The following is a 21,105-nucleotide window of genomic DNA, read 5'->3' as shown; positions in this document are numbered from 1 at the left end:
GGGCCGTGCCCGGGGGGCGGCTAGGCCGGGTCGTGCTGATCCGGCGGAAGGATCGCGGCCAGCCGCTTGCGGGCCGCCTCGCTATCGCTGTCCCGCAGGACGCCGCGGACGGCCCGCACCCACCCGGCGCGCTGCTCGCGGACCTCGGCGAGTTCGGCGGCGAGGTGGTCGAGCTGCGCCCGGAGGCGGTCGGTGTCGGCGTGCGCCCGGTCGAGGTCGGCGCGCAGGAGCCGCCCGGCCTCAACGGCGGCGTCCCGCTCGGCACGGGCGTCCTCGGCGCGGGCTTGGTGGAGGGCGGCGGCGTCGACCCGCGCCCGCAGTTCGACGTCTCCGCGCGCGCGGGTCTCAGCGAGTTCGGCGATGAGGGTGTCGACGCGGGCGCGGTGGTGGGCCAGGTCGGCGGTCGCGGTGTCGGCGCGGTGGCGTTGGTGGGCGAGTTCGGTGGTGAGGGTGTCGGTGTGGGCGCGGTGGTCGGCCAGTTCGGTGGTCAGGGCCTCGGTGCGGGCTCGGTGGTGGGCTAGGTCCGCGGTGAGGGCTTCGGTGCGGCTGCGGTACTCGGCGAGTTCGGCGGTGGTGGTTTCGGCGTGGGTCTGGGCGGCGGTGAGCTCGGCCTGGAGGGCGTCGATGCGGGCGTGGGCGGCGGCCAGGTCGGCGCGGAGGGTTTCGGCTCGGGTGTGGGCGGTGCGGGCTTCCTGTTGGGCGTGGCGGGCGTGGTCGTGTTCGGCGGCGGCGGTGGCTTGGGCGGCGGCCTTGTCGCGTTCGGCTCGGGTGCGGGCGGTCTCGGCGGCGCGGAGGCGGTCGAGGGCGTCGGCGCGGTCCTGGCGGGCGGTCTCGGCTTCGGCGTGCGCCTGTTGGGCGGCTTCGAGGGCCTGGGTCGCCTCGGCGCGGGCGGTCTCGGCGCGGTGGTCGGCGGCTTCGCGTAGGCCGCGTTCGGTGGCAGCGGCCTCCTCGGCCTGGGCGACGCGTGCGTCGGCGGCGGCGAGTTCGGTGGTGGCGGTGGCCCGGATCTCCTGCGTGGTCAGCAGCAGTTCCCGCAGTGGGTCCAGCACCCGGTCGACGGCGTCGACGAGCACGGCGGCGCCCGCGCTGAGCCCTCCGCCGCCGAGTGCCTGCTCCCCCATGACCGCGCGCAGCGCCTCCTCCGCGGCGGCCAGCTGACGACAGCTGCGTCCCCCCGGCCATTCCCGCTCGGGACAGAACTCCGGCGGCCTTCCTCCACGCGGCCCCGGCCCGGGCAGCGGCGCCCGGCAACGACTGAAGCCACAAAGTCCCGGCGGTGCCTTCTCGATCAGCGCGTCGATCACCCGCGCATCGTATGGTTTCAGTTCATGAACCACAACTGGAGATTATGGTTACTTAACTCCAACCTAGGTCAGCTACAGAACAGAGCTTTTGTAGCGGAGTGAACGGGAGGTGTTTCCCGGGGGCAGATGTGGCGGAGCGGAGGCTGCCGAGGGGGATTGAGGAGCTGCGGACGGACTGGGGTGGCTGCGTGAGCTCTGCACGGCAGGGGCTCTGCACAGCCGGGGGCTCTGCACAGCAGGGATGGCGGGAGGAGGAGGAGGAGGAGGAGGAGGAGGAGGAGGAGCGTCGGGAGGTGCATGGGAGGAGCGTGGGGAGGTGCATGGGCCGTCGAAGAACGTCGGCCAATGCCGTGAACCTGGGGGGTCAGCCATCGTGGGGAGGCGCGTTACCTCTTGCTCTCGGCTCCCGTCATACCGGCGACCAACGAGAGAGAGTGGGAGCCACCGTGCTGACCGACATCATGTACGTGACCGTGTACGTCACCGACCAGGAGCGTGCGCTGGAGTTCTACACCGAGGGGCTGGGGCTGGTGAAGCACATCGACGTCGCGGGGCCGGACGGGCGTTTCCTCGCCGTGGGGGTGGCCGACAGCCCGGTGAAGATCATCCTGTGGCCGCACGCGCCCGCGGCGGGGCAGCCCGTCGAGCCGGGGGCGGCGCCCGGGCCGCTCGTCATCGAGTCCGACGACCTGAGGGAGGACTTCACGGTGCTGCGCGGGCGCGGGGTGGCCTTCGTCGAGGACGAGCCGCAGGACTACCCGTTCGGGGTGCGCGTCGAGGCCGTCGACCCCGACGGCAACCGGATCTCGCTGCGTCAGCAGCGGTTCGGGGGGCAGGGGTGATCGTCCGGGCGGGAGCGGTCGCCGAGGCGTTCGAGGCCGAGCGGGAGCGGCTGCGCGCGGTCGCCTACCGCATGCTCGGCTCGCACGCCGACGCCGAGGACGTGGTCCAGGAGGCATGGCCCGCCAGGAGACCACGGACATCCACAACCTCGCGGGCTGGCTGACCACGGTCGTCGGCCGGATCAGCCTCGACGTGCTGCGCTCCCGGCAGTCCCGACCCGAGGCCGCCTACGACGACTGGGCGGCGCCGGTCGACGACGCCCCCGCCCCGGACGACCACGCCGCGCTCGCCGACGCGGTCGGGCTCGCGCTCCAGGCCGTCCTGGACGCGCTGCGGCCCGACGAGCGGCTGGCGTTCGTGCTCCACGACCTGTTCGCGGTGCCGTTCGCCGAGATCGGCAGCATCCTCGGCAGGTCAACCGACGCCACGAAGATGCTCGCCAGCCGCGCCCGGCGCAAGGCGCGCGCGAGCGAGCCGACCTCGACCAGGCGTGAACAGCGCGAGGTGGTGCAGGCGTTCCTGGCGGCCGCCCGCGACGGCGACTTCGCGGGCCTGCTGCGCGTGCTCGCCCCCGACGTGCGGCTCACCGTCGACACCCCCGACGGCGCGGTCGTGGTGCTCGGCGCCACCAAGGTCGCCGCGGGCGCGCGGATGGCCGCCGCCGGGGCAGCGCGGGGACGGGTCGTGCTCATCGACGGGCGGCCGGGCATCGTGTCCTGGCGCGCGGACGGCGCGCCGCTGTCGGCCCTCGTGTTCACCGTCGTCGGCGGGAGGATCGTCGCCATCGCCGTCGTGACCGACCCGGCCGAGCTCGCCCGCGCTGGCTCAGCCGAGGACGAAGGGCAGACGGGCGGCCGTCGCGCCTAGGGCGGCCTTCTCCCCGTCGGTGGGGGCACGGCGGCCTGTGCCGACCAGGAGGACGTCGGTGTCGGTGAACGAGGCGGGGAAGGCCCTGCCCGCGATCGTCTCCAGCATCCGGCGGGCGCGGGCCAGGCCCTCCCCCGGCGGCGGGGGCGCGTCGGGGAGGTGGGCGGTGAGGTCGAGGTGGTGCAGCGTCCACTCCAGGACGTACGCGGAGAGGTAGTCGGCGGTGGTGAGGACCTCTCCCCTGGTGCCGACCCGGGTCGCGGGGTCGGCGAGGGCGGCGGCCCGGCCCGCGGCGGAGCCGACGTCGTCGAGGTGGAACTGCAACAGGGCCGGATCCCCGTACGCGGCGGCGAGGCGGACGATGAGCGCGTCGAGCGGGTCCTCACCGGTGGGCGGGGTGTCGGTGACGGTCCAGTAGGTCACCGCGTCACGCGTCGGCTCCCGATCGGTCGGGGTGGCGAGGGTGATCAGCACGTCCTGGGCGTCGATGACCAGGTGGCAGACCAGGTCTCGGACGAGCCACCCCGCACACCCGGATGGTCGGGCGAAGTCCGCCTCGGCCAACCCGGCGACCGCAGCCCGCAGGGCCGACCACGACGAGGAGAACAGATCCACTCCGGCACGGTAGTGCGCAGCCGGAACAACCGACAAGATCGCCCCGCACCGCCGTGGCAGGCGGACACGATCGACGCCAGGCAGCGGTGGTCTGCCCGGCGGGCCCGCCGCAGGTGTCGGGCAGTGCGCCAGGGCGGGAACGGGAGCCTTGTGCCGGGGCGGGAACACGACAGCAGGCGTACGTCGGCATCGGGACGGCCGGACAAGGGCCGCACCGCAGGTGGCCTGCCGCCCGTTGTCTGCGCGCTGGCAGCGCGGCCCACCTGCTGGCGAATGCCACGAGTTGCCTGCCTCGGCCACACTCTTAGTCGACCGTCGGTGACCGAGCGCTGCTCCGGCGAAGTGCGCGGGCACGGTCCCCGCCGTGGCGATGCCTGCCCGGGACCGCACACCAGCCGACCCGGCCGTCGAGGCGGCGGGCCGGGGTGGCGCTAGGGTCCAGAGCGGGTCTCGGGAGGTGCTTCGGTGTTCCGTGCGCGTTATCCGGCGATCGACCTGGCCGACGCCGTCGTCGTCGTGACCGGGGGTGCCAGGGGGATCGGGCTGGCCACGGCGCGGGCGTTCGCCGCCGCCGGGGCCACCGTCTGCGCGGGTGATCTGGACGGGACCGATCGCCGCCTGGACGTCACCTCCCGCGAGTCCTACGCCGCCTTCGTCGACGATGTCCTCGCCGCTCACGGCCGTATCGACGTGCTGGTCAACAACGCGGGTGTGATGCCGCTGGGCGGGTTCCTGGAGGAGCCGGACGCGCTGTCGCGGGTGACGATGGACGTCAACGTGTGGGGCGTGATCAACGGGTTGCGGCTGGTGCTGCCCGGGATGCTCGCGCGCGGCCGGGGGCATGTGGTGACGATCGCGTCGATGGCGGGCAAGATCGCGATCCCGGGCATGGCGGTCTACAACGCCAGCAAGTACGCCGCGCTGGGGCTGACCGCGGCCGTGCGGCGCGAGTACGCCGACAGCGGGGTCAGTGTCAGCGCTGTGCTGCCCTCGGCGGTGCGCACCGAGCTGTCGTCCGGGGCTCCGGTGGGGCGCGGGTTGGCGCTGGTGGAGCCGGAGGACGTCGCCGAGGCCGTGGTGGGCAGCTGCCGCACGCGCAAGGCGGAGATCCCGGTGCCCGGGTACCTCGCAGCGTGGGACGTCCTCGCCGCGCTGGCGCCGGAGCCGGTGATGCGGTGGCTGCGGACGCTGGCCGACGACCGGCGGGCGTTGCGGGTCGACCGCGCCGCCCGCGCGGAATACGAGCGGCGAATCGCGCGGCAAATCGGAAATAGCTGAACACCCGCTCAGCTCCCGCGCCCGGACCACGCGTTTCCGGTAGCCTCGGGACCAGCGGGGATCCGGTTTCCTGGGGAGGAAATCAACCGGTCCCCGAGAAATTCACCTGGGGGAGTTCCGATGATTCGCCATGCCCGAAACAGCTTCTTCGTCGTGGGCGAGGGAGTGCTGGACACCGACGACTCCGGCGCGCCGATCACCCGCGCGCCGTCCACCGCCGAGGAGCTGCGGCGGTTCCGCTTCTCCCGGCTGGGGCCCAAGGGGCCGCGCACCGACGAGGAGCTGCGCGCCGCGCTGGCCGCCGCGATCACCGACGCCGAGGCCGTGCACCCCGACGACACCGTCCCGGCCGGGTTCACCTACCTGGGCCAGTTCGTCGACCACGACCTGACCATGGACCGCACCGCGACCCAGCTGGGCAGCGACGTCACCCTCGACGAGCTCGTCCAGGGCCGCTCCCCCGCGCTCGACCTCGACTCCGTCTACGGGCGCGGCCCGCAGGACGCCAACGACGGCAAGTTCTACGCCGAGGACCGGGTGCGGCTCAAGACGGGCACCACGGTCGCCGCGGCGTTCCCCGACGAGCGGGTCGCGGTCGACCTCGCCGGGTTCGACCTGCCGAGGGTGGGCGGCACCGGCGGCACGCTGGCCGACCGGCGGCTGCCGCTGATCCCGGACCCGCGCAACGACGAGAACCTGGCCATCGCGCAGACGCACCTGGCGTTCATCCGCTTCCACAACCGGGTCGTCGAGCACCTGGCGTTGACCGGGATCGCCGAGCGCAGGCTGTTCGAGGCGGCGCGCGAGCAGGTGGTCAAGCACTACCAGTGGATGCTGCGCACCGACTTCCTGCCGCGCGTGGTCGACCCCGCGATCGTCGAGGACGTGTTCACCCGGGGGCGGCGGTTCTTCGAGTCCCCGCACCGCGGGCGGCGCCCGACCATGCCCGTCGAGTTCGCCGTCGCCGCCTACCGCATGGGGCACAGCATGGTGCGCGGCGCGTACGAATGGAACCGGGTGTTCCGCTCCGAGGGCCCCGGCCCGGTGGCGTCGCTGTTGCTGCTGTTCACCTTCACCGGGGTGTCCGGCAACTTCTCCGGCGGCGGGGTCGCCGAGCTGGACGACCCCAACTCCGGCACGGTGGACCGCCTGCCGACGAACTGGATCGCCGACTTCCGCAGGCTCTACGACTTCACCGAGGCCGACCGCCCCGACCTCGCGCCGCCGCCGGGCGGGGGCAACGTGACCAAGCGGATCGACACGCTGCTGGTCGACCCGCTGGCGCAGCTCCCGGCCGGGACGTTCGCCGGGCGCGGCACCGCGTTCCCGGAGATCGCCCGCAACCTCGCCTTCCGCAACCTGACCCGCGCGTCGATGATCGAGCTGGCGACCGGGCAGCAGATGGCGCGGCTGTTCGGGGTGCGGCCGCTGACCCGCGAGCAGATCCTCGACGGCAACGGCGGGGCGGACCTGGCTGGCCTGACCGACGCCCAGCGCGCCACCGTCGCCGAGGCCACGCCGCTGTGGTTCTACGTGCTGCGCGAGGCCGAGTTCGGCGGCGGCCGCCTCGGCGCGGTCGGCGGGCGGATCGTCGCCGAGGTGTTCCACCGGGCCATGGAGGGCTCGCGGGTCTCGATCGTGCGCGAGCCGCACTGGCGGCCCACCCTCGGCCCGGACGCGGCCACCTTCCGCATGACCGACCTGCTGCTGTTCGCCTTCGAGGGCAAGGCCGACCTGCTCAACCCGCTCGGCGACTAGGCCGTAGGGTCGCGGCGTGCCTGATGATCTAGCGCCGCGACCCGCCCCCGGCCCCTGGCCCGGCGTGGCCGACCCGGTGCGGCTGCTGGGCGAGATCGCCGAGTGGCTGGCCGGGTACGGCAACGCGGGCACCCGCCGCACCTACGCCGAGGGCCTCGGCCTCCCGGTCACCGTCGCCGACCTGCGCGACTGGCACACCGACCACCCACCCGGCTGGACCGCCGCCCTCGCCCGCTACGCCCGAGCCCTCGGCCTCACCCCACCCGCCGACCACACAGCGGTGAACACCGGCGGCCCGACAGGCAGCAACGGCGCGGCGGGTGGCGGGACGGGCAGCGGCGCTGCGCCCGGCCGCCCGGACCAGGACAGGGTTCAGGCGCCCGGGGCCGGGGCACGCGTGCGGGCAGCCGGAGGCCACGCAGAGGAACTGTTCGCTGCGGATGCCTGCGACGGAACGGCCTCCGCTGATGGTTCGGGCAGCGGTGCACCTGGTGGCAGTGGTGCGCCCGCTAGCGGCGGCTGGGCGGGCGGCAATTCCTCGCCGGGCAGCAGCGGTGCGCTGGAAGGCAGCGGCGGCTGGGCGGGTGACAGCGGTTCGCTGGATGGCGGCGGCGGCTGGGCGGGTGACAGCGGTTCGCTGGATGGCGGCGGCAGCTCGCTCGGTGTCGGTGCACTTGGCGGCGATGGTTCCCCGGGTCGCGGCGGTGCGATCGGGGGCGGCGCGGTGAGTGGCGGACATTGGTCGGCCGGAGGCGGTGTGTCGGGCGGCGGTCTTTCGCTGGGGAGCGGCGGTGTGTTGGGCGATGATGGTTCGGCGGGTGGCGGTGTGTCCGCTGCCGCCTCGGCCTCCCGGGCGAATGGCCGTGGGGCTGGAGCGGGGCGGGGTGGGCCGCCGCCTGCTGCTCGGGGGAGGTTGCGGGCGCTGCATTGGTTTCGGTGGTGCGCCGCGCGCGGCATCGACCCCTGTGCGGCGCGGTCCTCCGAGGTCAAGGTGTGGTTGGCGGACCTGCAGCAGGCTCGGGCCGCGGTGGCCACGCGGGATCGGATGTTGGCCACCGTGAAGGCGCTCTACACGCACCTGGCCGACACGGGGTTGGCCGCGGGCAACCCGGCCGCGCTGGATCGGCGGCGGCTGGGGTTGGCGGTGCCCGCCGACTCCGCCTCGGGCACCGTCACGTTGACCACGGCGCAGGTGCGGGCGCTCTACGACACCGCGGCCGCGCCCCGGCGGGGGGCCGGGCCGGTGGACAGCGCGCGGGCCGCGGCGGTGGTCGCGTTGTTCACCCTGGGGCTGCGGGTCGGGGAGATCTGCGGGTTGGACCGCGGTGACCTGCACGTCACGCGGGGGCGGCGGGCGCTGCGGGTGCGGGGCAAGGGCGGCAAGACGCGGGTGGTGTACCTGCACGCGCTGGCCGAGTCGGCGATCAGCGACTACCTGCGCGCGCGGGACGCCGCGGAGGGGTCGTTGCCCGCGCGGCGGGATCGGGCGTTGGTGGACAGTCCGCTGCTGCGCACGCGCACGGGGGCGCGGTACCAGCGGCAGGCGGTGTGGCAGTTGCTGCGGCGACTGGCGGAGGCGGGCGGGCCGGTGTTGCGGGACGTGGCCTCGGCGATGCACCCGCACGCGCTGCGGCACTTCTACGTCACCACGGCGGTGGAGGCGGGGGCGCAGTTGGTGCACGTGCAGGCGGATGTGGGGCACAGCAGCGTCGACACCACCGAGCAGGTCTACAACAGCGCGGCGCGGGATCCGCAGCGCAGCGCGGTGGATCTGGTGGGCGAGGTGCTCGGACCCCCGAACAGCCGCAGCGGTTCACTCTAATTGCGGCATCGCATGGTCGTTTCGCGGTAGAATTGTCACGCGCCGCACCGGAAAGGCCACTCGGCCGGGTCCGGATGCCAGGGGGGTGTCGCGGCGCAGACACGAATGGGGGATGGTGTCATGGCTGTCCGTACCGACCGCGAGTGGGAGAGCGCGCGCAACGCGCTCTGATCCGCAACGCGCAATCGGCCCCCGCCCGCCCGGGCGGGGGCCGCCGTGTGTCCGGGGTCAGGACTCCAGGGTCTGCAGGTCCTGCATCAGGGTGGGGCGGCGCATCCAGGTGCCGTGCGGGCGGGCCAGCAGCGCCGCCAGCGGCTCCGGCTTGCCCAGGTGGAAGCCCTGCGCGACGCGCACGCCCAGCCGGGACAGCGCCTCGACCTGGCTGGCCCGCTCCACCCACTCGGCCACCACCGACAGGCCCAGGCCGCGGGCGATCTCCACCAGCCCCTGCACCAGCACCGTGTCGCGGCTGCCGTAGTCGATGCCGTGCACGAACTCCCCGTCGATCTTCAGCCCGGTGATCGGCAGCTCCTTGAGGTGCACGAACGAGCCGAACCCGGAGCCGAAGTCGTCCAGGGTGATCCGGCAGCCCGAGGCGCGCAGCTGCTGGGCCAGGCTGCGGGCGGCGTCGAGGTTGGTCACCGCAGCGGTCTCGGTGATCTCGAAGCCCAACCGGCCCGGCGCCACCCCGGCCGCGGTGAGCCGGTCGAGCACGAAGTCGCCGAAGTCCTCGTCCTCCAGGGTGCGGCCGGAGACGTTGACGTTGAACCGCAGCCCCGGGTACGGGTGCTCGACCAGCGTCTCGATGGCCTTGCCCGCGACCCACCGGTCGATCTCGCACACCAGGTCGCTGCGCTCGGCGGCCAGCAGGAACTCCCCCGGCCCCAGCGCCGGTTCCCGCCCGTCCTCCAGCCGCAGCAGCAGCTCGTGGCCGATCACCCGGCCGCTGGCCAGCTTCACCATCGGCATCGCGTGCAGCACGAACCCGCCGTCGCGCAGCGCCGCGCGCACCCGCTCGATCACCGTCACCCGCAGCGCGGTGTCCTTGTAGTGGCCCTGCTCGTAGACGGTGGCCCGGTTGCGCCCGGCCGCCTTGGACGCGTACAGCGCCATGTCGGCGTTGGCCAGCACCTCCTGCCAGGACACGCCCGAGTCGAACGGGGCGATGCCGATGCTGACGGTGATGCGGCCCGTCCCGGCCACCCCGGTCAGCGGCACCGCGGCGATGGCGTTGCGCAGCCGGTCGGCCACGGCCACCGCGGCGCGCTCGTCGATGCCGGGCAGCACCGCGGCGAACTCGTCGCCGGAGAGCCTGCCCAGCACCTGGCGGCTGCCGATGCGGTCGCGCAGCAGCGAGGCCAGCGTGCACATCACCTTGTCGCCGGTCGGGTGGCCGTGCAGGTCGTTGACGTCCTTGAAGTGGTCGAGGTCCAGCAGCAGGAACGCCCCGCGCGCGCCCATCGACAGCTGCCGCTCCAGCTCGCGGGTCAGCGCCCGCCGGTTGGGCAGCCCGGTCAGCGGGTCCTCGTCCACCAGCCGCAGCAGCTCGTCCTGCCGCTTGGACAGCCCGCCCGCCTCCAGCTCGCGGGCCCGCCAGTGCGTCACGTCCACCGCCCGGTAGAGCAGGCGGTCCTCGTCCACCGCCGTGCAGCGGATCTCCAGCCACCGGTAGCCGTGCGGGCCCGGCAGCGGCACGACCGTGCCCTCCTCGACGCCCGCCGGGTGCGGCTCGTCGGGCGCGCCCGCCAGCAGCGCCGTCAGCGACCGGCCCGCGCAGCGCTCGACGCCGAGCCCGAGCAGCCCGGCCATGGCCGGGTTCACCCACAGCACCCGGCCCTGCTGGTCGGTGAGCGCGTAGGCGGTGTCGGTGGCCGTGAGTATCGCCGCCGCGGCGGCCCAGTCGTCCGTCACCCGGTCACCCTCACCCGTTTCCGTGGGGACATGGGCACGTAGCGTAGTGGACGGGTGATCGTCAGCGTAGACGCTCGGCCGCTTTCGCCGCGAAACCGATCTCGGCGGCCAACGCCGCCAGCTCCGCGGGGCTGGCCCCGTCCTGGACCGCGGTCACCACGTCCTCGGCGGCGCAGCGCAGCGCGAACAGCCGATCCTGCAGGTCGGCCAGCTCCGCGGCCGACAGCACCACCGCGTCCTCGGGCAGCCCGCCGCGCTGCACCACGCCGCGCCGCTCATACGCCCGCTGCCTGCACGCCTGCCCGCAATAGCGGCGCGGCCTGCCCGACGCCGCCGCGTCCGGCAGGCCCGCGCCGCACCAGCCGCAGTGCCGCGCCTGCCGGGTGGAGAGCTTCACCATGGCCGCGACGCTAGCCCGACACCCGTCGTGCACCACAACGCCACGCCGCTGAGGCAGACTCAGGACCGTGCCCACACACGGCTTCCTCACCGGCCCCCACCCCAGGGCCTTCGTCCACCGCGGCTGGCACTCCACGGTGCCCGGCGACGACATGCACGGCATGGAGAACTCCCTGGCGGCCTTCCGCCGCGCCGTCGCCGAGGGCTACCGCTACATCGAGACCGACGTGCACGCCACCAGCGACGGCGTCGTCGTCGTGCAGCACGACCCGCGCCTGGACCGCACCACCGACGCCACCGGCGAGGTCGGCGCCCTGCCCTGGTCGACGGTCAGACAGGCGCGCATCGGCGGCCGCGAGCCCGTCGCCCGGCTCGAGGACGTGCTGGAGGAGCTGCCCGAGGCGCTGTTCAACATCGACGTCAAGGCCGACGCCGCCGTCGAGCCGCTGCTGGACGTGCTGCGCCGCACGAACGCCGCCGACCGGGTGTGCGTGGCCTCCTTCTCCGAGGCGCGGCTGGCCCGGGTGCGCAGGCTGGCCGGGCCGTCGGTGCTGACCTCGATGGGCATGCGGGCGATGGCGCTGTTCTGGGCCTCCGGGCGGCTGCCCGCGCTGCCGCTGGGCCGCTCCCCCGGCCGCCCGCCGCTGGCCCAGGTGCCGGTGCGCCACGGCGCGCTCACCGTCGTCGACCGGCGCCTCGTGGCCGCCGCCCGCCGCCGCGGCGGCGAGGTGCACGTGTGGACCATCGACGAGCCCGAGGAGATGCACCGGCTGCTCGACCTCGGCGTCGACGGGCTCATGACCGACCGGCCACGGGTGCTCAAGGACGTGCTCATCGAACGCGGGGCGTGGGCTCGGGCTTGACCTCCAGCGCGCTGGAGGTGATGGGCTTGCCGCCGTGAGCATCGCATTGGACTACAACCCCGACGCCGCCACCGACTGGGGCGTCGAGGAGCTGGACCTGACCGCCTACCTGGCGCGGATCGACCACCCGGCCGTCACCGCCCCCACCGCCGAGGCGCTGCGCGGGCTGCACGCCGCGCACGTGGCCGCGATCCCGTTCGAGACCGTCGACGTGATCACCGGGCGGCATCCGGGCGTGCGGCTGCCCGCGGTGGCCGACAAGCTCGTCACCCGCCGCCGCGGCGGCTACTGCTTCGAGCACGCCACCCTCTTCGCCGCCGTCCTGGAGCGCCTGGGCTACCCCGTCCGGCGCAGGCTGGCGCGGGTGCACCCGCAGGGCTCCGGCGCCAGCACCCACATGATGCTGCTGGTCGACACCGACGAGGGCACGATGCTGGCCGACGTCGGGTTCGGCGCGAGCATGTGGGCGCCGGTGCCGCTCATCGACGGCGCCGAGGTCGACCAGGCCGGGTGGCCCACCCGGCTGGTGGCGCTGCCCGACGGGCGCTGGGTGCTGACCCGCCGCGGCGACGACGGCTGGACCGCCGAGCACGAGTTCGCCGAGGGGCCGCCGCTGCGCCAGGTCGACCTCGACGTCGCCCACCACTACACCGCCACCCACCCCGACTCGCCGTTCGTCAGGAAGCTGCTGGTCAAGCGGCTGGAGCCGGGCATGGCGACCACGCTGCACGGCCGCGAGCTGACCGTGCGGCACGCTGACGGCGGCGTGGAGACCCGCACGGTGGCCCCGGAGGAGATGGGCGCGCTGCTGGCGCAGCTGGGCCTGGAGCTGGACGAGGCCGAGCTGGCCGCCGTGCGCTGAGGCCGCGTCCCGGCCGCACTGGGGGGCGGCCGGGACGCAACGGTTGGGACTCGGCGGGCGTGGCCGCCGAACCCGGCCGCTAGTCTCCGGCGTGCCGGTTGTGATCTCCGGCGCAGGCGGGACCGCGCGGAGGCGGCAGTGAGCATGGTGGACGACAGCCCGACAGCCGACCCGGCCACGCGCCGCCGCGAGCAACGCGGCTGGGTCTGGTACGACTTCGCCAACTCCGTCTTCCCCACCTCGGTGATCACGGTGTTCGGCTCGCTCTACCTCACCGCCGTCGCCGGGGACGCCGCCCTGGCCGACACCGCCCGCAACGGCCCCACCCCGTGCGTCGGCCCCGACGGGGCGGCCAACAAGCTCGTCAACTGCGACATCGGCCTGTTCGGGCTGGAGTTCGCCGCCGGGTCCCTGTGGGGCTACCTGCTGTCCTTCGCCACCGTCATCCAGGTGCTGGTGGTGCCGCTGATCGGCGCGATCGCCGACCGCTCGGCGCGCAAGAAGGCCATGCTCGCCGGGTTCGCCTTCGGCGGCGCCGCGGTCACCATGGCGATCGCGCTGGTGGCGGGCACCAACTGGGAACTCGGCGTGGTCCTGTTCGTGCTGGGCAACATCGGCTACGGCACCTCGATCGCGATCTACTACTCGTTCATCCCCGAGATCGCCACCGCCGACGAGCGCGACGCGCTGTCCACGCGCGGGTGGGCCTTCGGCTACCTCGGCGGCGGCCTCGCGCTGGGACTGCAGCTGGTGCTGGTCCTCTTCGGCGAGAGCATCGGCGTCGACGAGGGCGCCGCGGCCCGGCTGGCGTTCCTCACCTCCGGCATCTGGTGGGCGCTGTTCACCCTCATCCCGCTGCGCACCCTGCGCGACCACCGGCCGATCGCCGAGCCGCGCGCCGGGTCGGTGCTCACCGCCGGGTTCAAGGAGCTGGGGGCGACCCTGCGCGACGCGCGGCGCTTCCCGCTGACCCTGGCGTTCCTGGGCACCTACCTGATCTACACCGACGGCATCGCCTCGGTGGCCAACCTCTCGGCCCAGTACGGCAGCGAGGAGCTGCGCTTCGACGACCAGGTGCTGATCACCACGATCCTCATCGTGCAGTTCGTGGCGTTCCTCGGCGGCGTGCTGCACGGGCGCCTGGCGCGGGTGTTCGGCACCAAGCGGACCATCATGGGCAGCCTCTCGGTGTGGGTCGTGGTGCTGTGCCTGGCCTACTTCGTCCAGGCCGGGGAGCAGCTGCAGTTCTACGCGCTGGCCGGGGGCATCGGGCTGGTGCTGGGCGGCACCAACGCGCTGTCGCGGTCGCTGTTCAGCCAGATGATCCCGGCGGGCAAGCAGGCCCAGTACTTCTCCATCTACGAGGTCGGCGAGCGCGCCACGTCGTGGCTGGGCCCGCTGGTGTTCGCCGTGACCGCCGGGGCCACCGGCTCCTACCGCTACGCGATCCTGTCGCTGATCGCGTTCTTCGCCATCGGGTTCGTCCTGCTGTACTTCGTGCCGGTGCGCCGGGCCATCGAGGCCGTGGGCAACCCCGTGCCGAACAGGCTGTGATCTAAGGTCGTGGCCCGTGACCGTCACCAGCCCCGACCCCGACCCCACCGACGCGCTGTCCCCGGCCCCGCGCGAGCTGCCGGTCGTCGGGCACCTGCGCTTCTACTACGGGCCGATGGACTGCGGGAAGTCGACGCTGGCGCTGCAGGTCGACCACAACCAGTCGCGGCAGGGCCGCCAGGGGCTGCGGCTGGTGTCGCGGGACCGCTCGGGCAAGCCGCGCATCAGCAGCCGCATCGGCATCGCCCGGCAGGCCGTCGAGCTCGACGCGGGCACCGACCTGCGCGCGCTCGTGCGCGCCCGCTGGGCCGAGGGCGGCAGGGTGGACTACCTGATCGTCGACGAGGCCCAGTTCCTCGAGCCCGCCCAGGTCGACCAGCTCGCCGAGCTCGCCGACGACGCCCAGATCGACGTGTACTGCTTCGGGCTGGCCACCGACTTCCGCAGCCGCCTGTTCCCGGGCGCGGCGCGGCTGGTGGAGCTGGCCGACGAGCTGCGGCCGGTGCAGGTGGACGTGCTGTGCTGGTGCGGGCTCCCGGCCCGGTTCAACGCCCGGGTGGTCGACGGGCGCATCGTGCGCGCGGGCGACACGGTCCTCGTCGCGGACACCGCTCCCACGCACACTCAGCGTGACCTCCCCGAGACCCCACCGTCAGCTACGGTGCGTTATCAAGTGTTGTGCCGGCGTCACTTTCGGCTCGGCGACCTCGGGGTGGACCCGGGGGTGCAGGGGCAATTGTCGTTCGCGTGATCGACGCGGGCGCGCTGGTAAGGTCCCCCGTGAGGGTGATCTCCCGTGGTTGTTCGACCGAGAACGCGTCACGGGCCCGGCGCGGTGGCATCCCTAGGGTGGATGCTGTTGTTGACGGGTGAAACTTGTCACCCTGAGCGATGGTGACGGGTACTCGGGAATCATTTACCCGCTACGGTCGTTGCACAGGGTGAGCAAGACCCGGGCTCCGTTTGACATCGGGCCGAGTGAAAGGACGCGCCATGGCCGACCGTGTGCTTCGTGGTAGCAGGCTGGGAGCGGTCAGCTACGAGACTGACCGCAATCACGACCTCGCCCCGCGCCGGACCGTCCGGTACGCCTGCCCGAAGGACCACGATTTCGAGGTCCCCTTCTCCGACGACGCCGAGGTGCCCCCCGTGTGGGAGTGCCGCCTGCACGGCCTGGAGTCGAAGATGATCGACGGCAGCGACCCCGAGCCGAAGAAGGCGAAGCCGCCGCGCACCCACTGGGACATGCTCCTGGAGCGCCGCTCCATCCCGGAGCTGGAGGAACTGCTGACCGAGCGGCTGGCCGAACTGCGCGGCCGCCGCAGCCGCTCCGCCTGACCGCCCCTCCCGCGTCCCCTCGGACCGACGGCCGCCCGGACCTCCCCCCGCCGGGCGGCCGTCCCCTTTCCGCGGCTCAGGCCCGCTCGCGCCTGCGCACCCGCACCGCGAGCGCCACCCCGCCGACCACCGACACCGCCAGCAGCGCCCACGCGTCGTAGGCGTGGCCGCCGTGGTCGAGGTCCATGGCGTGGTTGTAGGCGTGGAAGGTGTTGGTGAACACGAACCCGGTCAGCACCACCGCCACCCCGTCGCGCCACCACAGCGCCAACAGCATCGTCAGCCCGATGCCGATCTGGAACACCCCCGCGTCGTGCAGGAAGTGCGCGTGGTTCGGCCAGTTGGTGAACCGGGCGAACCCCGCCGGGTCCAGCCACGCCCACCAGCCCGCCACCAGCGCCGTCAACGCCAGCAGCACCACGGCCGCCGCGACGAACGGGTGCACTCGCTGCCCTCGCGCCATCTGATTCCCTTCTCGCGTTCCCTACGGACACTTCGACGGGGAACCGGCGGAAGGTGTGACAGTCGGACAAAGGTGTGACAGCGGGGCCGTACCGGTGCCCCGCGTCCGGGACCTGGAGCGGGGCACCGGTACGGCGGTCTAGCGGCGCAGCAGCGACCTCAGCTGGGTGCCGCGCCTGCGCAGGCCCCACTTGGTGACCCGCAGCAGCGCCTCGCGCACGATGTTGCCGCTCATCTTCGACTCGCCGCGCACGCGCTCGACGAAGGTGATGGGCACCTCCACCACGGTGAACCCGGCCTCGATCGTGCGCCACGCCAGGTCCACCTGGAAGCAGTAGCCCTGCGAGGCCACGTTGTGCAGCTTCAGCGTCTCCAGCACGTGGCGGCGGAAGGCGCGGTAGCCGCCGGTGATGTCGCGCACCCGGGTGCCCAGCGCCAGCTGGCAGTACACGTTGCCGCCCCGGGAGAGCAGCTGGCGGCTCAGCGGCCAGTTCACCGTCTTGCCGCCGCGGGTGTAGCGCGAGCCCAGGGCCAGGTCGGCGGACTTGAGCGCCTCCAGCAGCCTCGGCAGGTCCTCCGGGGCGTGCGAGCCGTCGGCGTCCATCTCGACGACGACGTTGTAGTCGCGCTCCAGGGCCCAGGTGAACCCGGCGATGTAGGCCGCGCCCAGCCCGGCCTTCTCGGTGCGGTGCAGCACGCTGATGCGCTCGTCGGCGGCGGCCATGGCGTCGGCGAGGTCGCCGGTGCCGTCGGGGCTGCCGTCGTCGACGACGAGCACGTGCGTTGCGGGCAGGGCCGCGTGCAGCCGCTCCACGATGGGCCCGAGGTTCTCGCGCTCGTTGTAGGTGGGGATCACCACCAACACCGGGTCGGTCGGGCCGTGGTCGGGCAGCTGGTCGGCCATAGGGGCATGTCCTCTCGGCGGCGTCAGGGGGTGGTGCCGGTCCGGCGGGCGCGCCCGCCTGCGACCAGGGCCGCCGCCAGCGCGGCCAGGCCCGCGACGACCATGACCCACTCGGGCCAGGCACCCAGTCGGTGGGCCATCGTAGTCTCCGTGCGCAGGGGGACGCGCTCCACCAGGGCATCCGGGGTAAACAGACCCGTCGATCGGGTGATCGAGCCGTCCGGGGCGACGATCGCCGACACCCCGCTGGTGGCCGCGACCACCACGGCGCGGCCGTGCTCGACGGCGCGCACGCGGTCCATCGCCAGCTGCTGGTAGGTCATCTCCGTGCGGCCGAAGGTGGCGTTGTTGGTGGGCACGGCGATGAGGTTGGCGCCCAGGGCGACGTTCTCGCGGACGATGTCGTCGAAGGCGACCTCGTAGCAGGTGGCCACGGCCAGGCGGATGCCGTCGACGGTGAAGACGCCAGGCGCCTCGCCTGCGCGGAAGTTGTTGGCGCGGTCGACGTAGTCGGTGAACAGGCGGAAGAAGTCGCGCATCGGCATCGTCTCGCCGAAGGGCTGCAGCTGCCGCTTGGTGTACTCGGCCACCGGGCCCTGCTCCGGCGTCCACAGGATCACGGTGTTGCGCGGGCGCCCGTCGGGGTCGACCAGGACCGAGCCGACCGCGATGGGCACGCCGACGGCGTCGGCGGCGCGGTTGATGGCCGCGCGCGCGTCGGGGTTGCGGTAGGGGTCGATGTCGGAGGCGTTCTCCGGCCAGATCACCAGGTCCGGCCGCGGGGCGCGGCCCGCGGCGATGTCGGCGGCGAGCTGCTCGGTGCGGGCGACGTGGTTGTCCAGCACGGCGCGGCGCTGGGCGTTGAAGTCCAGCCCGGCGCGCGGCACGTTGCCCTGGATGGCGGCGACGGTGACCTCGCCCGCCTGCGCGTCGGTGCCGACGAGGGGCGTGGCGGCGAGCCCGGCCAGCAGCGGGGCGACGGCGACGAGCGCGAGCGCGGGCCTGCGCGTGTGGACGAGGGCGGCCAGGCCGAAGCCGGTGAGGGCGACGGCGAAGGCGATGAGCGGGGTGCCGCCGAGCGCGGCCAGCGGCAGGTACCAGCCCTCGGGCTGGCTGAAGGCGACCTTGGCCCACGGGAACCCGCCGAAGGGGAACACCGCGCGCAGCGTCTCCCCCGCCGTCCACAGCAGCGCCGCCCACAGCGGCCACCCCGGCAGCCGCCCGACGACGGCGATGGCCGCGGTGGACAGCGCCACGAGCAGCGCCTCGACGGCGGCCAGCGGCAGCCAGGCGATCAGGCCGACGAACTCGCCGGTCCAGGCCAGCAGCGGCACCATCAGGCCCAGCCCGAACGCGAACCCGTAGCCGAACCCGGCCCGGGCGCGCGCGGTGCGCAGCAGCAGCCCGAGGACGGCGAACCCCAGCGGCGCCAGCCACCAGGTCGGCCGCGGCGGGAACGCCAGGAACACAGCCAGCCCGCCCGCCAGCGCGGCGACGGTGCGGCCGATCACGAGCACCCGCGCGCGCGGCGCGGGTGCGGGCTGGTCGGCGGCGGGGACGGCGGTCGGGACGGCCACCGCGCAAGCCTACGGCCGACCCGGTGACGCCGTGTTCACCGGCCCGCCACGCCGCACGGGCGGCCGGGCCGCCGCCGCGGCGATCAGCGCGACCGTGCGCAGGTGCCGCACCTCCAGTGCCATCCCGGCAGCTAGGTCGGACGTCCACGCGGCGGACGCCTGGACCTAGTGACGTTCAGTGGCCGGTTGGGCAGGGCAGCCTCGCTGCCAGCGAGGGGACGACGGCCGGTGCGCGGCGGGTGGGCAGGCGCGCGGCTGGGGCGGACTGCGCGGGAGGGAGGTGTCGGTTGTGGGCGGCGGGTCGTGCCGGCGGTGGCAAGGGGGTGTCCGTGCTGGGCCTTGCTGCTGGGCGGCGTCGAGCCGACCGCTGGCGCCGCCTGTGCAGGGCTGACCGGGCGGCCTTACGTCGGGCGAGCGGGGATTGGGAATGGTGCGGAAGAGGGGCAGTCACGGGTCGGGTCGGGCGTGCCCGGCGGCGACGATGGCGGGTCCACAGGCGCCGGGCAGTGCGCGGAGGCCGCGCGGTGCGGGAGCTCAGCGGAGGCTTCCGAGTCGCGGCTGCGGACGGATTCCGGGGTGTGGCGGGACCGGGTCGCGTGGTGGTCAGACCTGTTCGAGGAGTAGGTCTCGGACGACCTTGCCGGTGGCGTTGCGGGGGACCTTGGGCACGAACACCACGTCGCGGGGGACGGAATAGCGTTCGAGGTGGGCGTGGACGTAGTCGCGGATGTCGGTGGCGTGCAGGCGGGCGCCGGGCTTGAGGGCGACGAACGCGGCGAAGCGCTGCCCGTAGTCGGGGTCGGGCACGCCGACGACGGCGGCGTCGGCGACCTGGTCCAGGCTCAGCAGCAGTTCCTCCACCGGGCGGGGGAAGACGTTCTCGCCGCCGGAGACGATCATGTCGTCGTCGCGGCCGGAGACGAACAGGCGGCCGTCGGCGTCGAGGTAGCCGCGGTCGCCGGTGACCATGAGGTCGCCGTGCATCTCGACGTCGGCGCCGTCGGTGTAGCCCTCGAACAGCATCTCGTTGCCCACGGCGATGCGGCCGACCATGCCGGGGGGCAGGGGGCGGCCGTCGGCGTCGAGGATGCCGACCTTGGTGCCGACCGGGCAGCGGCCCGCGGTGGTGGGGGCGGCGCGCAGGTCGGTGGGGTCGGCGATGCTGGCCCAGGAGACCTCGGTGGAGCCGTAGAGGTTGTAGAGGATGTCGCCGAAGGTGTCCATGAAGGCGGTGACGAGCGCGCCGGGCAGGGGGGCGCCGCTGGAGGCGACGACGCGCAGGCTGGCGGTGTCGTAGCGGGCGCGCACGCGCGCGGGCAGGGCGAGGATGCGCTGCAGCATGATCGGCACCGCGATCAGGGTGGTGCAGCGCAGTTCGGCGATGGCGGCGAGGGTGGCCTCGGGGTCGAAGCGGCGCTGCAGCACGAGGGTGGCGTGCAGGGGTGTGGCCAGTTGCATGGCGGCCAGGCCCCAGGTGTGGAACAGGGGGGCGGCGACGAGGGCGCGTTCGCCTGCGCGCAGCGGGATGCGGGAGAGCACGGAGGCGGCGGCGGACAGGCCGGTCGGGTTGCGGCGGCGGGCGCCCTTGGGGGCGCCGGTGGTGCCGGAGGTCAGGACGATGACGCGGCCGGGGGTGCGGGGGGCGCGCGGCGGGGTGTCGGCACCGGTGGCGATGAGGTTGTCGACGGTGAGGTCGGCGGGGGCGGCGCTCCAGGTGGAGATGTAGCCGAGGGCGGGCGGCAGGTGGTGGAACAGCGGGGCGAACTCGTCGTCGGCGAGCAGGGCGGCGGGGCGGTGGCGCTCGACGGTGTCGGCGACCTGGTCGGCGGACAGGCCGGTGTTGAGCATGAGGACGTCGGCGCCGAGTTTGCCGCAGGCGACGGCGGCCTGGACTAGTCCGGCGTGGTTGCGGCACATCAGCGCGACGCGGCGCCCGGCGCGCACGCCGCGGTCGGCGAGGGCGTTGGCCAGGCGGGTGGTGCGGGCGTCGATGTCGGCGTAGGTGTGCTCGCCGTTCTCGTCGATGACGGCGAGGGCGTCGGGGGCGGCGATGGCCGCGGAGCGGTAGCCGCCGACGAGGGTGGCGCCCCACTTGGCGACGGTGGCCAGTTGGCGGGCCATGCGGTCGGGCCGCCCCGGGGTGATGACCCCGGCCCTGGCGAGCACGCGCATGGTGGTGACGGCGCCCGCGCCGCGGGCGGTGGCGTCGATGCGGGTGGGCGAGACGGTGGCGGCGCGCCCGGCGAGGTGGTGGTCGACGAGGTCGAGGGCGCGGCGGATGCGTTTGCGCAGCCAGGCGTCGGTGAGCAGGGTGCCGGTGGTGAGGGACTCGGGCAGGGAGACCACGACCTGCACGCGGGTGCGGCGGCGGGTCTCGGCGGTGAGCCGGACGCTGACGTGTCCGCCGTGCCATGCGGGCCCGACGAGCACGAGGTGTTCGCCGGGCCGGTGCACCAGGACGGTCAGCTCGTCCAGGACGGGGTCCTGGCCGCGGTGGGGGGCGTAGCGGACGCGGTAGCGGGCGCCGCGCCCGGAGGGCCCGCCCTCGCCCGCGGGGTCGCACGCGGCGATCTCGCGGACGAACCGGGGGTAGAGCACGGGATCGCCGAGCAGCTCCCACACCTGGGCCGCTGGGTGGTCCAGGACGTGGTCGGCCTCGACGAGTTCGGTGGGCATGGTCCTCCGCGGCGGCCCCGGACGGTTGGTGTGGGTCCGGTTGTTATCAGCGAACGGCCGACCGGGGCAAGG

Annotated in this window: 17 protein-coding genes and 1 pseudogene; 10 read left to right on the top strand and 8 right to left on the bottom strand. The window is 74.0% G+C overall.

Annotated elements, in window-relative coordinates; translation table 11 throughout:
• Nucleotides 1–20: 20 nt before the first annotated feature.
• Entirely contained in the window at nt 21–1,121 is a 1,101-nt protein-coding gene (locus IEY98_RS33075; protein WP_189210234.1) for a coiled-coil domain-containing protein, read from the bottom strand.
• A 617-nt stretch (nt 1,122–1,738) separates the two neighbouring features.
• Between IEY98_RS33075 and IEY98_RS10420 the strand changes: the two genes are divergently transcribed.
• Together IEY98_RS10420 and IEY98_RS10415 are read left to right on the top strand one after the other, a co-directional pair.
• Nucleotides 1,739–2,146: a VOC family protein gene (locus IEY98_RS10420; protein ID WP_229786788.1), complete on the top strand. Its 408-nt coding sequence runs from the start codon at nt 1,739–1,741 to the stop codon at nt 2,144–2,146.
• Nucleotides 2,146–3,014, top strand: a pseudogene (locus IEY98_RS10415) (sigma-70 family RNA polymerase sigma factor). The gene IEY98_RS10420 and the pseudogene IEY98_RS10415 overlap by 1 nt, the downstream one beginning before the upstream one ends.
• Here the strand turns inward: IEY98_RS10415 and IEY98_RS10410 are convergent.
• The gene (locus IEY98_RS10410) at nt 2,973–3,629 is read right to left on the bottom strand and encodes a maleylpyruvate isomerase N-terminal domain-containing protein (protein WP_189210233.1); all 657 of its coding nucleotides are present in this window, start codon (nt 3,627–3,629) and stop codon (nt 2,973–2,975) included. The pseudogene IEY98_RS10415 and the gene IEY98_RS10410 overlap by 42 nt on opposite strands.
• 465 nt (nt 3,630–4,094) lie before the next feature.
• Between IEY98_RS10410 and IEY98_RS10405 the strand changes: the two genes are divergently transcribed.
• The 3 genes from IEY98_RS10405 to IEY98_RS10395 all read left to right on the top strand — a co-directional run bounded on the left by IEY98_RS10405 (nt 4,095) and on the right by IEY98_RS10395 (nt 8,487).
• The gene (locus IEY98_RS10405) at nt 4,095–4,907 is read left to right on the top strand and encodes an SDR family oxidoreductase (RefSeq protein WP_189210232.1); all 813 of its coding nucleotides are present in this window, start codon (nt 4,095–4,097) and stop codon (nt 4,905–4,907) included.
• Nucleotides 4,908–5,027: 120 nt separating this feature from the next.
• Nucleotides 5,028–6,665, top strand: a complete 1,638-nt coding sequence (locus IEY98_RS10400) for a peroxidase family protein (RefSeq protein ID WP_189210231.1) — start codon at nt 5,028–5,030, stop codon at nt 6,663–6,665.
• A 1,045-nt stretch (nt 6,666–7,710) separates the two neighbouring features.
• On the top strand, nt 7,711–8,487 hold the full coding sequence (locus IEY98_RS10395; protein ID WP_229786787.1) for a tyrosine-type recombinase/integrase: 777 nt from the start codon (nt 7,711–7,713) through the stop codon (nt 8,485–8,487).
• A 228-nt stretch (nt 8,488–8,715) separates the two neighbouring features.
• Here IEY98_RS10395 and IEY98_RS10390 read toward each other — a convergent pair whose 3' ends face one another.
• Nucleotides 8,716–10,398, bottom strand: coding sequence for a putative bifunctional diguanylate cyclase/phosphodiesterase (locus IEY98_RS10390; protein WP_229786786.1), 1,683 nt, complete (start codon nt 10,396–10,398; stop codon nt 8,716–8,718).
• 61 nt (nt 10,399–10,459) lie between these two features.
• Nucleotides 10,460–10,798, bottom strand: coding sequence for a hypothetical protein (locus IEY98_RS10385; protein ID WP_189210230.1), 339 nt, complete (start codon nt 10,796–10,798; stop codon nt 10,460–10,462).
• Nucleotides 10,799–10,865: 67 nt separating this feature from the next.
• Here IEY98_RS10385 and IEY98_RS10380 point away from each other — a divergent pair, with 67 nt between their 5' ends.
• From IEY98_RS10380 to IEY98_RS10360, 5 genes are all read left to right on the top strand, one after another.
• Nucleotides 10,866–11,660 (top strand): glycerophosphodiester phosphodiesterase family protein, encoded by a 795-nt coding sequence (locus IEY98_RS10380; protein WP_189210229.1) that lies wholly within the window; start codon nt 10,866–10,868, stop codon nt 11,658–11,660.
• Between the two features lie 34 nt (nt 11,661–11,694).
• Nucleotides 11,695–12,522, top strand: a complete 828-nt coding sequence (locus IEY98_RS10375; RefSeq protein WP_229786785.1) for an arylamine N-acetyltransferase family protein — start codon at nt 11,695–11,697, stop codon at nt 12,520–12,522.
• Between the two features lie 144 nt (nt 12,523–12,666).
• Nucleotides 12,667–14,076: an MFS transporter gene (locus tag IEY98_RS10370; protein WP_189211703.1), complete on the top strand. Its 1,410-nt coding sequence runs from the start codon at nt 12,667–12,669 to the stop codon at nt 14,074–14,076.
• A gap of 16 nt (nt 14,077–14,092) precedes the next feature.
• Nucleotides 14,093–14,827, top strand: coding sequence for a thymidine kinase (locus IEY98_RS10365; RefSeq protein ID WP_189210228.1), 735 nt, complete (start codon nt 14,093–14,095; stop codon nt 14,825–14,827).
• Nucleotides 14,828–15,069: 242 nt separating this feature from the next.
• Complete coding sequence (locus IEY98_RS10360; protein ID WP_189210227.1) at nt 15,070–15,414, top strand: RNA polymerase-binding protein RbpA; 345 nt, start codon at nt 15,070–15,072, stop codon at nt 15,412–15,414.
• 76 nt (nt 15,415–15,490) lie between these two features.
• Here the strand turns inward: IEY98_RS10360 and IEY98_RS10355 are convergent, their stop codons facing one another.
• The 4 genes from IEY98_RS10355 to IEY98_RS10340 form a co-directional block, all read right to left on the bottom strand.
• Nucleotides 15,491–15,877: a hypothetical protein gene (locus tag IEY98_RS10355; RefSeq protein WP_189210226.1), complete on the bottom strand. Its 387-nt coding sequence runs from the start codon at nt 15,875–15,877 to the stop codon at nt 15,491–15,493.
• Nucleotides 15,878–16,015: 138 nt separating this feature from the next.
• Nucleotides 16,016–16,780, bottom strand: a complete 765-nt coding sequence (locus tag IEY98_RS10350; protein WP_189210225.1) for a polyprenol monophosphomannose synthase — start codon at nt 16,778–16,780, stop codon at nt 16,016–16,018.
• Between the two features lie 23 nt (nt 16,781–16,803).
• Complete coding sequence (gene lnt, locus IEY98_RS10345) at nt 16,804–18,357, bottom strand: apolipoprotein N-acyltransferase (protein WP_189210224.1); 1,554 nt, start codon at nt 18,355–18,357, stop codon at nt 16,804–16,806.
• A 603-nt stretch (nt 18,358–18,960) separates the two neighbouring features.
• Nucleotides 18,961–21,033: an AMP-binding protein gene (locus IEY98_RS10340; protein ID WP_189210223.1), complete on the bottom strand. Its 2,073-nt coding sequence runs from the start codon at nt 21,031–21,033 to the stop codon at nt 18,961–18,963.
• Nucleotides 21,034–21,105: the final 72 nt, after the last annotated feature.

It is taken from the genome of Actinokineospora fastidiosa, assembly GCF_014648415.1.
Lineage (GTDB): Bacteria > Actinomycetota > Actinomycetes > Mycobacteriales > Pseudonocardiaceae > Actinokineospora > Actinokineospora fastidiosa.
Note: the sequence above shows the minus strand (reverse complement) of the source record. Positions and strands in the feature narration are given on the sequence as shown.

Coding starts and splice junctions, on each gene's coding strand:
- IEY98_RS33075 (WP_189210234.1), bottom strand. CDS start 1,121: ATGGGGGAGCAGGCACTCGGCGGCGGAGGGCTCAGCGCGGGCGCCGCC.
- IEY98_RS10400 (WP_189210231.1), top strand. CDS start 5,028: ATGATTCGCCATGCCCGAAACAGCTTCTTCGTCGTGGGCGAGGGAGTG.
- IEY98_RS10395 (WP_229786787.1), top strand. CDS start 7,711: ATGTTGGCCACCGTGAAGGCGCTCTACACGCACCTGGCCGACACGGGG.
- IEY98_RS10385 (WP_189210230.1), bottom strand. CDS start 10,798: ATGGTGAAGCTCTCCACCCGGCAGGCGCGGCACTGCGGCTGGTGCGGC.
- IEY98_RS10370 (WP_189211703.1), top strand. CDS start 12,667: ATGGTGGACGACAGCCCGACAGCCGACCCGGCCACGCGCCGCCGCGAG.
- IEY98_RS10360 (WP_189210227.1), top strand. CDS start 15,070: ATGGCCGACCGTGTGCTTCGTGGTAGCAGGCTGGGAGCGGTCAGCTAC.
- IEY98_RS10355 (WP_189210226.1), bottom strand. CDS start 15,877: ATGGCGCGAGGGCAGCGAGTGCACCCGTTCGTCGCGGCGGCCGTGGTG.
- IEY98_RS10350 (WP_189210225.1), bottom strand. CDS start 16,780: ATGGCCGACCAGCTGCCCGACCACGGCCCGACCGACCCGGTGTTGGTG.
- IEY98_RS10340 (WP_189210223.1), bottom strand. CDS start 21,033: ATGCCCACCGAACTCGTCGAGGCCGACCACGTCCTGGACCACCCAGCG.